14 protein-coding genes are annotated in these 13,921 nt (G+C 40.5%); 8 read left to right on the top strand and 6 right to left on the bottom strand.

Annotated features, from left to right (window positions below; genetic code table 11):
• Nucleotides 1-333: 333 nt before the first annotated feature.
• The gene (locus NSTC731_RS29775) at nucleotides 334-2,151 is read right to left on the bottom strand and encodes a calcium-binding protein (RefSeq protein WP_445628096.1); all 1,818 of its coding nucleotides are present in this window, start codon (nucleotides 2,149-2,151) and stop codon (nucleotides 334-336) included.
• A gap of 289 nt (nucleotides 2,152-2,440) precedes the next feature.
• Between NSTC731_RS29775 and NSTC731_RS29770 the strand changes: the two genes are divergently transcribed.
• Together NSTC731_RS29770 and NSTC731_RS29765 are read left to right on the top strand one after the other, a co-directional pair.
• The gene (locus NSTC731_RS29770) at nucleotides 2,441-2,857 is read left to right on the top strand and encodes a ribosomal maturation YjgA family protein (RefSeq protein ID WP_445628095.1); all 417 of its coding nucleotides are present in this window, start codon (nucleotides 2,441-2,443) and stop codon (nucleotides 2,855-2,857) included.
• Nucleotides 2,835-3,062, top strand: a complete 228-nt coding sequence (locus NSTC731_RS29765; protein ID WP_322670473.1) for a DUF167 domain-containing protein — start codon at nucleotides 2,835-2,837, stop codon at nucleotides 3,060-3,062. Before NSTC731_RS29770 ends, NSTC731_RS29765 begins: the two co-directional genes overlap by 23 nt.
• Before the next feature lie 123 nt (nucleotides 3,063-3,185).
• Here NSTC731_RS29765 and NSTC731_RS29760 read toward each other — a convergent pair whose 3' ends face one another.
• Entirely contained in the window at nucleotides 3,186-3,797 is a 612-nt protein-coding gene (locus NSTC731_RS29760) for a glutathione S-transferase family protein (protein WP_445628094.1), read from the bottom strand.
• 197 nt (nucleotides 3,798-3,994) lie between these two features.
• Here NSTC731_RS29760 and NSTC731_RS29755 point away from each other — a divergent pair, with 197 nt between their 5' ends.
• From NSTC731_RS29755 to gatC, 3 genes are all read left to right on the top strand, one after another.
• Nucleotides 3,995-4,696: an SOS response-associated peptidase gene (locus NSTC731_RS29755; RefSeq protein WP_445632208.1), complete on the top strand. Its 702-nt coding sequence runs from the start codon at nucleotides 3,995-3,997 to the stop codon at nucleotides 4,694-4,696.
• A 235-nt stretch (nucleotides 4,697-4,931) separates the two neighbouring features.
• Nucleotides 4,932-5,453, top strand: coding sequence for a photosystem I assembly protein Ycf3 (locus NSTC731_RS29750; RefSeq protein ID WP_322692183.1), 522 nt, complete (start codon nucleotides 4,932-4,934; stop codon nucleotides 5,451-5,453).
• Nucleotides 5,454-5,729: 276 nt separating this feature from the next.
• On the top strand, nucleotides 5,730-6,020 hold the full coding sequence (gene gatC / locus NSTC731_RS29745) for an Asp-tRNA(Asn)/Glu-tRNA(Gln) amidotransferase subunit GatC (RefSeq protein WP_445628093.1): 291 nt from the start codon (nucleotides 5,730-5,732) through the stop codon (nucleotides 6,018-6,020).
• A gap of 448 nt (nucleotides 6,021-6,468) precedes the next feature.
• Here the strand turns inward: gatC and NSTC731_RS29740 are convergent, their stop codons facing one another.
• On the bottom strand, nucleotides 6,469-7,368 hold the full coding sequence (locus NSTC731_RS29740; RefSeq protein ID WP_445628068.1) for an IS982 family transposase: 900 nt from the start codon (nucleotides 7,366-7,368) through the stop codon (nucleotides 6,469-6,471).
• 143 nt (nucleotides 7,369-7,511) lie between these two features.
• Between NSTC731_RS29740 and NSTC731_RS29735 the strand changes: the two genes are divergently transcribed.
• The gene (locus tag NSTC731_RS29735; protein ID WP_445628092.1) at nucleotides 7,512-7,772 is read left to right on the top strand and encodes a MoaD/ThiS family protein; all 261 of its coding nucleotides are present in this window, start codon (nucleotides 7,512-7,514) and stop codon (nucleotides 7,770-7,772) included.
• Between the two features lie 81 nt (nucleotides 7,773-7,853).
• On the opposite strand, the gene NSTC731_RS29730 is transcribed toward NSTC731_RS29735, so the two are convergent.
• The 3 genes from NSTC731_RS29730 to NSTC731_RS29720 all read right to left on the bottom strand — a co-directional run bounded on the left by NSTC731_RS29730 (nucleotide 7,854) and on the right by NSTC731_RS29720 (nucleotide 11,985).
• Nucleotides 7,854-8,711, bottom strand: a complete 858-nt coding sequence (locus tag NSTC731_RS29730; RefSeq protein ID WP_445628091.1) for a lysophospholipid acyltransferase family protein — start codon at nucleotides 8,709-8,711, stop codon at nucleotides 7,854-7,856.
• A 777-nt stretch (nucleotides 8,712-9,488) separates the two neighbouring features.
• Nucleotides 9,489-9,971, bottom strand: a complete 483-nt coding sequence (locus NSTC731_RS29725; RefSeq protein WP_445628090.1) for a hypothetical protein — start codon at nucleotides 9,969-9,971, stop codon at nucleotides 9,489-9,491.
• 577 nt (nucleotides 9,972-10,548) lie between these two features.
• A complete protein-coding gene (locus NSTC731_RS29720) occupies nucleotides 10,549-11,985 on the bottom strand; it encodes a carotenoid oxygenase family protein (protein WP_445628089.1) in 1,437 nt (478 codons plus the stop codon).
• 527 nt (nucleotides 11,986-12,512) lie between these two features.
• On the opposite strand from NSTC731_RS29720, the gene NSTC731_RS29715 reads away from it, so the two are divergent.
• A complete protein-coding gene (locus NSTC731_RS29715) occupies nucleotides 12,513-12,722 on the top strand; it encodes a hypothetical protein (protein WP_445628088.1) in 210 nt (69 codons plus the stop codon).
• Nucleotides 12,723-13,377: 655 nt separating this feature from the next.
• Nucleotides 13,378-13,665 (top strand): hypothetical protein, encoded by a 288-nt coding sequence (locus NSTC731_RS29710; protein WP_445628087.1) that lies wholly within the window; start codon nucleotides 13,378-13,380, stop codon nucleotides 13,663-13,665.
• The last annotated feature ends 256 nt before the right edge of the window (nucleotides 13,666-13,921 follow it).

The following is a 13,921-nucleotide window of genomic DNA, read 5'->3' as shown; positions in this document are numbered from 1 at the left end:
AATTATTAAGATAATTTTAGAACGCTAATCAATTAAAAAGAATTAAGATGTATTACTCCCAAAGATAAGTACTGGCTTGTAAATAGTCTCATATTGGATAAAGGAGAACACGCAGCCGTGTTCTCCTAGCCAAGAGGAAAAGTATCCTTGAATCTGCCTTCTGAATATTAGTACTTTCTTAAGTTGACAATGTTTTTATGCAAAACTGACTCTTAGTGTATAAGAAAAATCAGGATTAGAACTGCTACCAAAGAAAGTTTCGCCATCTTCAGGCAAGATAACCCTTCAGGGCTGGCGAATGTATTGTTTGTACTTTATCCAGTATTGTTTTGCTCATACAAAAGTGAAGCTGTCACTATCAAGTGTGAGACCCACTACCCCCTGCACAATACCGATGATCTCATCTTGCTCTGCTCCTAGTTTGTCTAAGAATATTCGCGTGTTACTTCCAACAACTTGCAAGCGGTAATCCTGTGAAAATCCGTTGAGTTCAATTCGGTCTTGGCTAGGGTTGAAGTCAGTAATAGTAACCAAGTCGCCAAAACCAGGATTCGTAGTGTTGTTATCGTCGTAGAAAACATTTTCAGCGTCCCCGAGGATAAATCTATCTGCTCCAGGCCCGCCAGTTAAGGTATCAGTTTCCCCTAATCCAGGGGGAAACGGACTACCAGGAAAAGTACCGATGAGGATATCGTTTCCAGATCCCCCATTGAGGATATCATTGCCCGGCCCGCCTTGTAGGCTATCATTGCCGTCCTCACCATTGAGGATATCATCGCCATTATTACCGTCTAGGGTATCATCGCCTGCTCTTGCATTTATAGTGTTATTAGAAGTATTACCAAAAAGAAAGTTGTTAAGACTGTTACCTATCCCGGTAAGGTTGCCACCTTCTCTCAGTCTCAGGTTCTCCAGATTGGCTCCTAGAGTGTAGCTGACAGAAGACCGGACGTTATCTATACCTGAATTCGCAGCCTCTGTAATGGTATCAAGAGTAGTATCAACAATGTAAGTGTCGTCACCTGCTCCCCCATTCAAAGTGTCAATACCTAAACCGCCGTCAAGTGTATCATTGCCATTATTACCGGATAATCGGTTATTTTGGTTATCGCCAGCAATGCTGTCATTTCCATTTGTGCCGATGACATTATCAAAGTTGACTGCGGTAAATGACAATGTTCCTAAACCAGGAACGTTATTAGCAGCTAAACTTTGGGTTTGCAGGTTAGCGGTGATAGATACCCCAGCCAAAGATTGAGATGCATCTATAGTGTTGTTGGCAACCTTAGCATTAGCAATCACCTTTTCTACTTTAAAGAGTAAATCTTGTCCCAATCCCCCAGCTTTTTGAATGGTTCCAACACCTGATAAGGTTATGGTTTGACCTAGTTGACTGTAGTCTGCGGTATCAATGCCATCTCCACCATCAATGTTGTCGTTACCCTGACTGCCTTTGAAGGTATCACTACCTGCACCACCTTTTAGAGTGTCGTTTCCTGTACCCCCATCAAGTGTATCATTGCCATTATTACCGGATAATTGGTTATTTTGATTGTCACCAGCAATGCTGTCATTTCCATTTGTGCCGATGACATTATCAAAGTTAACTGCGGTAAATGACAATGTTCCTAAACCAGGAACGTTATTAGCAGCTAAACTTTGGGTTTGCAGGTTAGCGGTGATAGATACCCCAGCCAAAGATTGAGATGCATCTATAGTGTTGTTGGCAACCTTAGCATTAGCAATCACCTTTTCTACTTTAAAGAGTAAATCTTGTCCCAATCCCCCAGCTTTTTGAATGGTTCCAACACCTGATAAGGTTATGGTTTGACCTAGTTGACTGTAGTCTGCGGTATCAATGCCATCTCCACCATCAATGTTGTCGTTACCCTGACTGCCTTTGAAGGTATCACTACCTGCACCACCTTTTAAAGTGTCGTTTCCTGTACCCCCATCAAGTGTATCATTGCCATCTCCACCGCTAAGACTATCATTCGCCGTGCCACCTGCGAGGGAATCGTTACCAGCCAAGCCATTCAAGATATCGTTACCGGAGGCAGTATTGGCGTTACCACCACTAGCCCAACCAACTATGGTGTCATTTCCCGAACTCCCATTTATCGTGTCAGGATTTGTAGTACCGAAAGCCATATTATCTCTCCTAAATTTCTCACTAAATATGTAAGTTCAGCATCAATGAAAGAACTATTTATCAGTTCCATGTAGCTTACTTGTAATTTGCATAATTTCATGTTAAAAAACATTAACTATTTAGTTAAAAACTTCTCAAGAAAAATATCCAACTACTTAGTGTGGGCTGACCCAAAAAGCCAGCCCTTAGTTTGGAAATTAGCGATATCTGCGGTTTTTGCTAGTACTCAGCCGAGACTTATAATCATTCCGCTGCTAAAATTTTGCTTAGTCTCTAGTCTATAAGAAAATGCTCCGATACCGTAAGCAAACAATATTTATTATTATTTCTGTACTCATCGTTGTACCGATGGGATTTTTGTTTAAGTATTATAACGGCCCTGCTCATCACTGGTTTAATGACTACGGAGCAGCTGTATTTTACGAAATATTTTGGTGTCTGTTCGCATTTTGGTTTTTTAGAAGTCGGGCGGCAGTAATCCAAATTCCTATATGGGTTTTTGTCATCACCTGTATACTAGAATTTTTGCAACTTTGGCATCCGCCACTATTAGAGCAAATGCGCGCCACCTTGATAGGTAAATTGTTACTTGGTACGACCTTTGTTTGGTGGGATTTTCCTCATTATGTATTGGGTTCTGTTTTAGGCTGGTTATGGCTGCGACAACTACACAAAATAAGTTATGCAAAAAAAAGTCAAGGTTAAACCTAATTCAAAACAGCAAAAAATTGAAGAACAACCTGATGGTAGTCTGACTGTTTATTTAAAATCGCCCCCAGTTGATGGTAAGGCTAATGAAGAGTTAATTAAACTACTAGCAGATAAATTTGATGTACCCAAGTCTCATATCAGAATAAAGTCAGGTTTCTCCTCTCGGCAAAAGCTGATGGAAATCGATCCGAATACCTAACTGCTGCTTAATAATATCTTTTATGAAGACTTTGCTGCTTTCTGAATGCGAGCTACATTCCACCCAGGACATTCTCTACTAGAGATTAGAAACCAGAGATAGTAACTTGCTCTCATCTAATTTTTATGCCTCTGTAATACTGATATACCTTGGTTGAGTTTTGACTCTTTCTATCCAAGCTTGGATAGCAGGATATTGTGTTAAATCAAACCCACCTTCATCAGCTACATGAGTATATGCGAACAAAGCGATATCAGCAATCGAATAACGTTCTCCCACAAAAAAATCTTGAGAACTTAAGTGTTTATCCATCAAGTTAAGTGCTGCATAGCCCGGTTCGCGTTTTTGTTTGATAGCTTCACTATATTCTTCAGTTTTACCTAAAATAGAAATCCAAAATCTTGATGTAGCAATAAAAGGCTCATGGCTATATTGTTCAAAACATAACCATTGCAGCACCTGCGCTCGTAAAAAACGGTCATAAGGTAAAAACTCTGTACCTTCACTCAGATAAACCAATATAGCATTTGATTCTGCCAAATATTTCCCTGGCTCGATTTCCAGGACAGGTATCTTACCGTTAGGATTTTTACTTAAAAATTCTGGTGTTCGAGTCTCTCCTTTCAAGATGTTAAGCTCTATCCTCTCAAAAGGCATACCTAGTTGTGTCAATAAAAGACGTATCTTATAACCATGACCAGAAGGTAAAAAATCGTACAGATGCAGTAGTTCCATGTTAAAATACAGTTAGGAATGTGTTGAGAAGTGAAGGTTCAAAATACAATATCTTACCAAAAGATTTTCCCAAAACCGGATATTTTTTTTGTATTTAGTATCTGAACGTACTACAGGAAATGATTCGAGAAAATAAAAAAATATTATTTATTTCTAGTTTGAGATGTTTAATTTAGTTAATGGTCGAAAAGAAAACTATGTGTGGAAGATTTACTCTAAACTATTCGGCAGCAGGATTGTCTGAAGTTTTTCATGTTGAGTCAGTTCCCGATTTGGCAGCGGAATATAACATTGCGCCTACGCAAATGGTGGCGACAGTGTTACAAAATCCCGAAAACAAAAAGCGAGAATTTAAGCAGTTGCATTGGGGATTAATTCCATCATGGGCGAAAGACGCAGGAATGGGGGCAAAGCTGATTAATGCTAGGGCAGAAACTGTTGCCGAAAAACCTGCTTTTCGTTCGGCTTTTAAGCACAGACGCTGTTTAGTGCTAGCTGATGGCTTTTATGAGTGGCAACGCCAACAAGGTAAAAAGCAGCCATTTTATTTTCGTCTCCAAGATGGGCAACCTTTCGGTTTTGCAGGTTTGTGGGAAAGATGGCGATCGCCTGCTAACGAAGAAATAATTTCTTGTACAATTTTGACAACGGCAGCTAACGAATTACTCCAACCCATCCACGAGCGGATGCCAGTAATTCTAGAGCCACAAGATTACGATTTATGGCTAGATTCCCAAGTAGAAACGCCCCAAACTCTACAGCAGCTATTGCGTCCTTATCCAGCGCCAGCAATGATTGCATATCCAGTTAGCACCTTAGTAAACAACTCTCGACATAATAGTTCAGAATGTATCGTACCCCTCAGTGAGAAGAACGCCCCCGCAAATCAGTTAAATTAACTATTGAGTTAACTAGGGGATTGGGGAAATGAGAGAGATGAGGGGCGGGAGAATAGGGGGACAAGGGGACAAGAGGACAAGGAGTAAACAAAACTCCTAACTCTTGGAAAGACTTGGGTTAATCGCGTCTCTACTTTTAACTCCTAACTCAGCACTCAGCACTGGCTCAACGCCCCGCTATCGCTAACAGCACTCCTAATGCCCAATCCCTAATGCCCAATATCCAGAGAGAAATATGCCAAGAACACAAAAAAACGATAATTTTATTGACAAATCCTTTACTGTAATGGCGGATATCATTCTGAAGATCCTGCCAGCCAACAAAAAAGCTAAAGAAGCGTTTGTTTATTATCGAGATGGGATGTCAGCCCAAGCGGAAGGGGAATATGCTGAGGCATTGGAATACTATGAAGAAGCTCTAACACTAGAGGAAGATACCAACGATCGCGGCTATATACTCTACAATATGGGGCTAATCTATGCCAGCAATGGCGACCACAACAAGGCTTTAGAACTATATCACAAGGCAATTGAGTTGAATCCACGTATGCCCCAAGCCTTGAACAACATCGCTGTAATTTATCACTATCAAGGCGAAAAAGAAAAAGAAGCTGGAGATGACGAGGCTGGCGAAGCACTTTTTGACCAAGCAGCAGACTATTGGATTCGTGCTATTCGCATGGCTCCCAATAACTACATCGAAGCTCAAAACTGGCTGAAAACCACCGGGCGATCGCAAATTGACGTATTCTTTTAGTCATTAGTCATTAGTTCTTTGTCATTTGCTAAGGACTAATGACCAATACAACTCTTGGAGAGGCTGCACTTCGACTCATTTCGGCTACGCGGTAATTGAGCGACTTGTACTGAGCGTAGTCGAAGTAAGTCGAAATTCAATGACCAACGCTCAGTGACCACGCCAACGACTACGCGGTAGTTGAATCTCGACTTACTTCGACTACGCTCAGTACAAGTCGCTCGATTACCGCGCAGTCGAAACTCAGTACAAGTGACCAATGACAAATGACAATTTATGATTGACCAAGAACAAGTTCACAAAGTAGCCAATCTTGCTCGTTTAGAATTGACTCCAGAAGAAGAGGAACAATTCACTACTCAGTTGGGAAGTATTCTGGACTATATCGAACAATTGAATGAACTTGATGTCAGTAATGTGCTGCCAACAACACGCGCAATTGATGTCAGCAACATCACACGAGAGGATGAATTGCAACCCTATCCTGACCGGGAAACTATTCTCAACAGTGCGCCCGAACAGGAAGGCGAATTTTTCAAAGTACCAAAAATCCTCAATGCTGAATAGTCAAACAATTGGGAATTTTAGATTTGCAATTTTAGATTGATGATAGCGCAGCGTAAAGCCTTCTCTTATCCCAAAAGGAGACGCTATGCGTAATTTAACTTATACAAAATGGTACGAAAGGCTTGTCTGCGACACTTGCAGGAGTACGCCAACAGCATAGCAACTCTAAAAGATGCTACCGCGTAGCTTGCCTCTCCGTAGGAGTACGCTTAGAGCCAGTCCTAAGCTAATGCACCTACATATTGCACAAACTCCGTTAAGACCGTCATTAGTCATTAGTCACTTGTCATTTGTGTTTACCAACTGGACTTTGGACAATTGACTTAGGACAACCTTCACCAGTTGATGTGCTTTTCTTTTTCCGTAACAGCTTAACAGCGTATACTTAGATTTGTTTCACGCACAAGTGGCAAAGAAGCAAAACATACTTATCTAACCTGAGTTCGGGTTAAAGATAAGGAGGTAAAAGCCACTCCAGTTGAAGGCTAGGTTTCTTAGGTTGATGACAATAAGCGATTAATCCGCAAAGAACGTTAACGCAAAAATTAACGGGGCTTCGGTGTCGAGAATGTTCAATCTGAGAAATGTTTTTGAGTTGATCATTAATCGTTTCAATAATTGAGCGTTTACGGGACAAAAGTTTGTCATGAAGACGCATCAGCCTATTCTTCATATTGCGACGGGGTTTAGCGAAAAATTGGATTCCGAACTCTTCCAAAAGCTGAGAAGCAAGTTTTTCAGAAACATAGCCGCGATACCTTCGGTAAGCTTCGCTAACGCCAAATATTTTGCCAAAAAGCTTACACAGTAAATCTGGTACGGGTTTACGGTCATCAATATTACCAGGAGTAAGAGTCACATTTAAGAGTTGACCAAGCTCATTGACAACAATATGAAGCTTAAAACCAAAAAACCAATCCACGGAAGTCTTGCCACGAGCGGCTAAACCTTTAAATACCTTATGCCGAGAAATCCGACGATTATGACATACCTTCAAGCAGGTTGAATCGATAAAGCCGATACCCGTACATTGTCCGAAACAATGCTTCAGATAGACGCATAAAGGTATTAAAGTTGATGGTATCCATTCAATAAATCGTTGATAAGAAGGAAGACCTGGAAACGCAGAACTCCACTGCTGTTTCACCTGATTCAAATAAAAATGTTTGAAATTCCGGTAGTGATTTTGATGAAAAGCGATGATAATTGTCATTATTTCACTTAAACACAAGCTTTTCGCTCTTACACGTTTTATTCCTCCATGATTTAACAGTTTTCTCTGCCATTGAGCTTCAAACGCTTTACAGAAATCATCTACATGACAGAACAAAGCATCTAAACTAAACATAGGACAGGTTGCTGGATTTGTTGTTATTTTCAGCTTACTACCTGTCCTTTTCCTTATCCCGAACTCAGGTTATCTATGTTAAATATTTGTTTACATTATTAGCAAATATTAAAATACTTGCTCGTACTGCCAAAGTATGTTATATGTCTAAATCTGTAATCACCGTTACCGTCAAATTGTTCGCTGCTTATCAAGAAGCCTTTAGGGTTTCGGAATTAGTGCTGGAATTTCCTGATAGTATGCCAGTCAAAGCAGTATGCGATCGCCTCATAGCTGAACACCCTGAACTCTCACAATGGCGCGATATAACCCGTTTTGGAATTAATTTGATATTTGTCGAACCAGATACCCTACTACAAGATGGAGATGAGGTTGTGTTGATTCCACCAGTCAGCGGCGGTTAGGAGTAGAGACGCGATTAATCTCGTCTGTACAAGAGTTTGGAGTGATAAATTAAAGATTCAAAACTTTTAAGTCATAACTATTTAAAGAGAATTGGTCTTAGCCGTTAGCTTTATTAAGTTGTCTAACTCTTGTTGCATTTGACTAACAACTAATTCATAACATTCATTGACATAATGGCGATCGCTAGCTGCTTCACGACCGTAGCGTTCAAATACAATTGGCGGACAAACCCGCGTATATATGGGCACTGGTAATGGAATATTGGGTAATGGGCCAATTGCTAATCCCCAAGGCAGTCCGAGATAGATTGGAAAAACTTCTGGGTCGATACCTAATAGCCAAGGCATCCCCCACTCGTGGAGTTGCTGCGCAACTTTGTAGCAGTCAGCGATAACAATCAGTGTATCGTGAGCGCCCCAAGAAATCACAGGCACAATCGGCACATTTTCCCGTAACGCTAACTTGATAAATCCTTGTCGCCCCGCCAAGTAAATTTTGTTACGTAAATAATTCGGTCGGAAGATATCTTCGGCTCCACCGGGATAAACTAGCAGACTCGCTCCAGAGCGTAAGGCAGCGTAAGCCATTTTTGGATGAGCAATGATTGCTCCAGCCTTGGCGACTAATTGCGCTAGTGGTGGGCTAACCTGCCAAACCTTGGGATGCATCAAACCATAAACTGGTTTTTCTACACCAAATCTTCGGAACCAGTCATACATCATCATTACCATATCTGGGGCTGCGAGTCCACCATTGTGCGAACCAACAAACAAAACTTTTTGCTGGGGTGGAATATTCTCCCAGCCACTAGTTTGAACTTGGAAATAGTACTGATAGAAAAAGTCAACTAGGGGCATCAGAGATTCTATGAACTTTGGATCTCGCTCATCCAAAGACCAACCGAGTTTTTTGTTTAATAAATGTTGCTTTTTTGACATTGAGGCATTCTAACAGCATTAGCAAAGTTCAAACAATCCCTTGTTTAGATATAACTCAATCCGGATGGGTTAAAACTAAAACTCTGTATTAAATTCAACATAAACGTGTAGCAGTTGATTTTACTTAACATGAGTCTCCAACGAAGGCGCACCAACGGGAAGGGCGAAAGAAATAAGTCAAATCCTCTTCCCTTCTGCCTCACTTCGACTCATTTCGGCTACGCGGTAATTGAGCGTAGTCGAAATTCAATGACCAACGCTCAGTGACCACCTGCCTCCAGCAAGAACTGCCTTATTTCTTAGGAGTTCGATGAACCTCTCCCACGGGGCTACGGTGTACACATATCTTGGTAATGAAGCTTAAACCCTGAATTTACCCCCTTTAATCCCCCTGATGTTTTGAGGGGAAATATCTGGTTCTCCCCCTTGCTAAGGGGGAGTTAGAGGGGGTCAGAAGGACTTGTGTGTACACCGTAGGGGAGTTAGAGGGGATCAGAAGGACTTGTGTGTACACCGTAGCCCACGGGGAAAGGGAGGAGCAACGAGAAATTAGGGTTTTGGCTCCCCTCTCCGTGTCCAAGAGGGGTTGGGGGAGAAGTCAAAAAAGAACTTATCGAACTCACGTTTACTTAATTGCGATCGCTTAATGATTAAATATTTGGTGAAATTAAATATGCGTTATCCATAATCCTTGTAGAGACATAGCAATACTACGTCTCTAAATTATTTTTCACTCATATTTTTATTGCCAGATCGCGGCGATTAATTTGGTGATGTCTATGGAGTAGTTCTTGGTTTTGAACGCTGCTGCTGGTAAAAACCGACAACTTTTTGAAGATATGTAGCAGTAAATCCACTGTTACAACCTGTATAGCTGCCAGTCATCCACCAACAGCCGACGCCACGCACAGCAGCGATTTCATTATTATTGCTGGCGATAAATTGCTTGTTCAACTCACGGCGCGTAATGCAAGATACAACTTGGCGTGCTTTCGCGGGACTATTTTCAAACTGCGTTGGTGTTAGTTCTTGTTTAAGACAATATTTCGACCAGCCTTTTAAGGTTTCTGGTTTAACTTGCCATTCACTGTAAAGTCCATCATTTGCGGTGCCGGTCTGCGGTGCAGCTAGTCGTAGCGCCTCTACCATTGCCGCAACTTGGGCATCAGAAACCTTTTGTTGTGCTTGAGCTAACAATGATGACAGTCCAAAGCTGACAATCACTCCGCTAAGTAGTAATGCTATCGGGTTTCTCCTCATGATTCTGGACTTATTTTTAGATACCAATATGTAGGATACTACGTTTTTACACTTAGCTATTATCAAAGATTAGAGTGAATTGGGAATTGAGCATTGGGCGTTAGGAGTGCTGAGTGCTGAGTTAGGAGTTAAAAGTAGAGACGCGATTAATCGCGTCTGTACAAGAGTTAGGAGTTTTGTTTATCTCCTTGTCCCCTAACTCCCTCACCTCCCGGTCACTGAGCGTAGCCGAAGTGCTGCTCCCCGGTCACTGAGCGTTGGTCATTGAATTTCGACTACGCTCAATTACCGCGTAGCCGAAATGAGTCGAAGTGCTGCTCCCCTGTTCCTCCGCTCCCCTGGTTACTGAGCGCAGTCGTTGGCGTAGCCTCTCGTAGAGAAGTATGCTCCCCTGCTCCCTCCCTTTCAAGGGCAGGCTTTTAGGCTTTCGATAAATAGTTGAGAATGTTCTCAATTATTGAACGTAGTTTTAAGTTCTCAGACAATGGTTTTGGTTTTAAAATTCCAAAAATTTGTCTAATCAAAAAAACCTGCCCCAGAAAGCTGCTCCCTCCCCCCTGCTTCATTCCCCAAATTGTTAAGCTGGGTTCCAAGTGCCGTGGAAACTGTGGGGAATAACGCTAGGTAATCCTAGTTTGCAAACGGGTTCTGCATCTAGGCGATCGCTATCAAATACCCAAACTTCACTACTATGAGTATTAGCATCGTATACAACGGTTAGCACCCAGCCTTGCTCGGAGTTTTGGGCATTTTGGGCGTAGATGGGTTCTGAAGGATAGCGGTTTTCTCCTAAGTCTGCTTCGGTGAGGGTTTCAGTTTTGTAGTCGAAGCGGGCGATCGCACCAAACCATTCTTTATCTATATCCCCTCTTTGGGGCATTAATGATATGTAAGTATAGCGGCAAGGTTGCCCAACTTGCGATTGCTGCACTACGGGAAATTCACACTTGCGATTGACAACTTCCTGCATTTCTATAACTTTAGCAGTTTGAGGATTGAGGCGGACTTGCCACAATGTTCCTGTAGGAACTGTGTGTGTCTCACCACTTGCAAATTCTCGGAGATACTCATTAGTTTGGTAAAAATCTGCATATCGCACCATGTCTAAAACCACAGAACCGTCTTTATCTTCATAGCCGTTGCCAAAATGCCAATTAAACCAAGGATCGGTTTCGCTACGACTCACTAAGGATAAGTTTTCCCGATCGAAGATTAACACCTGGGTTCCTAATTGAGGTTCCCACAACAAAGATTCACTAAAGGTAGTTAAACCTAGCAAAAGTGACAGCATTTTCATCCGCATTGGTGGCATGAAAAACACTAGATACTTTTGAGTTAAAACAAAATCATGCATTATTGAGTAACGATCTAACTTAAAAGCAGTTTTTTGGATAATTTTGCCAGTGCGATCGCTTTTGTAGAGATTCAGTTGTACAGAACTGCCGATACTGATGCCAAAGTTAAAAATCTCGCCTGTTTGGGAATCGCGCTTGTAATGAGCAGAATAAGGTAATCCATTATCCAAAGCGCCTAAATCATCCAATCCCTTCGTTTCTAAAGTTTGCAAATCAAGGGCATAAGGATTGGTTGCTTCCCATAAAGCCAACAATTTATCAGGTAGTGCCAACACTGAGGTATTCGCTGCATTCTTGATTTGTTGACCCCAGCGCTTCCAGATGGGGCCTGGCGGATGCATCCCATAGACACCATAAAGAAACCTATCCGCTTGAGTTTCAGCTTGATATTCTGCTGTTTGCACATATCGATAGACTCCGGTAACTCCTGCATCTGTGAAATGGATGCCGAGAATTGCCCCATCTCCATCAAACCAGTGTCCTACGCGAACGCTATCGCGTTCTAGGCGTGCAGGGCCATTGCGGTAAAGAGTGCCACGCAAGCCATCTGGGATTTTGCCAGAAATAATTGATAGTTGAGTAAGGGGAAATTCTTTTGCTGGTTCTGCGATCGCACCAGCCCAAGATTTATTTATTGACTTTTTGGTAATAGTCTGCATATTCAAATATTGCCTGAATTAATCTAGATCGATTCTGACATTGTTGCAATTTTTGGCATTGCAGAGAAAGCAGGATGATTTAGCACTTGATAAAATTCCTCTCCTGTATCCTCTGCCAAACAACACTAAATTACTAATTGAAAATTAAGAAATCAGTCTTTTGATATAAGCTATATTCATTTTTATATGCTTAGTGTAAATAACCTGTACAAAGTTTTGTTTGTAAATCTACCGTTTTACATAAAAACTCAAAGCATATCAAATAAATAAGCAAATTATTATATAAAACATCCTCCTTTAGTATTAGTTTTTTGAATTTTGCTCTAATATTTATATCATGAAAATATTAGGAATAAAAGTAAAACAGGAGGTTTCAAAAAGTAAGAAAAGTAGGAAAAATAGTAGGAAAAATAACAAAAGTAGGAAAAGTAGGATCTTCTGTAAAAACCGTTGACAAGCTTTTATAAAAATTGATATTTATAAATACATCCAAGGCACAAATGCCTACGCACTTTTAGGAGAAAATTATGAATAACGTTAATGGATTGACACAACTCAACAACCAAGAAGCTATTTTGGAAGAAATTAATGAGGATGAATTAGAAGGAGTTGTGGGAGGACTAGGAATAGTTGGAGGAATACTTGTAGGAGGACTAGGAGCATCACCAGATGCAGTAGCAGGTCTCAACGGGGGTCTAAAAACTACTTTAGATTCGCTTGTAGATATTCTCATATAGCCTCTCTAGCGTAATTGCTTTGCTGAACCGAAGAAATGAAGTGTAGCAAATGTGGTTACTAAGAGATGAAGTGAACTTTAACCAAAGCTAGCATAAAAATATTAGCCTGGAAAGGTTATTGTTTTTATGAAAGCTTGTTGACGAAGAGAATGCTACAAATTCATCTTCGTTTTTGCTCAATCAACATTTAGTATAACCCAATTATACACTCCTCATTGTTTAGTAAAATAGCCAGAAGTCAGAATATTCTGACTTCTGATTTTTCCATGTTACTTCTGTGTTCATAAAGAACCTATTTGTGCCTAAAGTTTGAATTGAGATTGAAGATTTGAGATTTTAGCGATTCAGTGCCGTAATAAAGATGTGTGATGCTGCCAACATCAACAGTAGTTTGGCAAGTATCGAATGAATATTTTCACCACATTTATTGATATTTCACTTTTGTCGGATGGTAAAGACTAATCGGCAATATTTTTCTCATTAAATTAATAATATAAAGTAGGTAAATATAGAGAAATAAAAGATAAAAAATCAGAAAAGTTAGTTAGTTATTAAAAGTAGGATATTTTTTTAATCTGTTGACAAATTATTAAATAATCTGCTATTTGTAAATACATCTCAGACAAAAAAAGTCTGTATACTTCTGGAGGAATTTATGACTACTTTCAATCAAGTGAGTTTCAAATCTATCTGTAATCGAAAAGTTATTGTCGAGGAACTGATAGATAGTGAATTAAAAGGAATAGTGGGAGGAGATATTGTTTTGGATTTTTCATCACAGATCAATGCGATTTCAACTGATGGTACTGATGCTGTTGTTCAAGACTCCAATCAAGATGTTGTGGATACGAAGACTAAGCAAAGAACACGCACAAGAAGAAGATTTTCGCTGACAAATGGAGTTGCACAAATAATAAATTCAACAGTGATTTCATCTATTTAGTATTCACAGTAATACCATTTATTTGTGAGGTTGCGTCAAATTTTCTTTCTTCCTTTGTTTACTTTTCTGACGAGATGCTGCGCGTAGCTTGCTTTTTTGTAGGAGTATGCGCCCTGTGGAAACCCGCTTTGCGCCTATGCAGTTCGTTTTTTATATAGTTTGGCGCATCTTCATACAGAATTGGTATAACTTAAATTCAACTCACGTTTTATGTACCCAATTAAAGGTGCGTATCCCCAACTTCTTTAGAAGTTGG

The organism is Nostoc sp. DSM 114167 (assembly GCF_052692655.1).
This window is presented reverse-complemented; position numbering and strand designations above follow the sequence as displayed.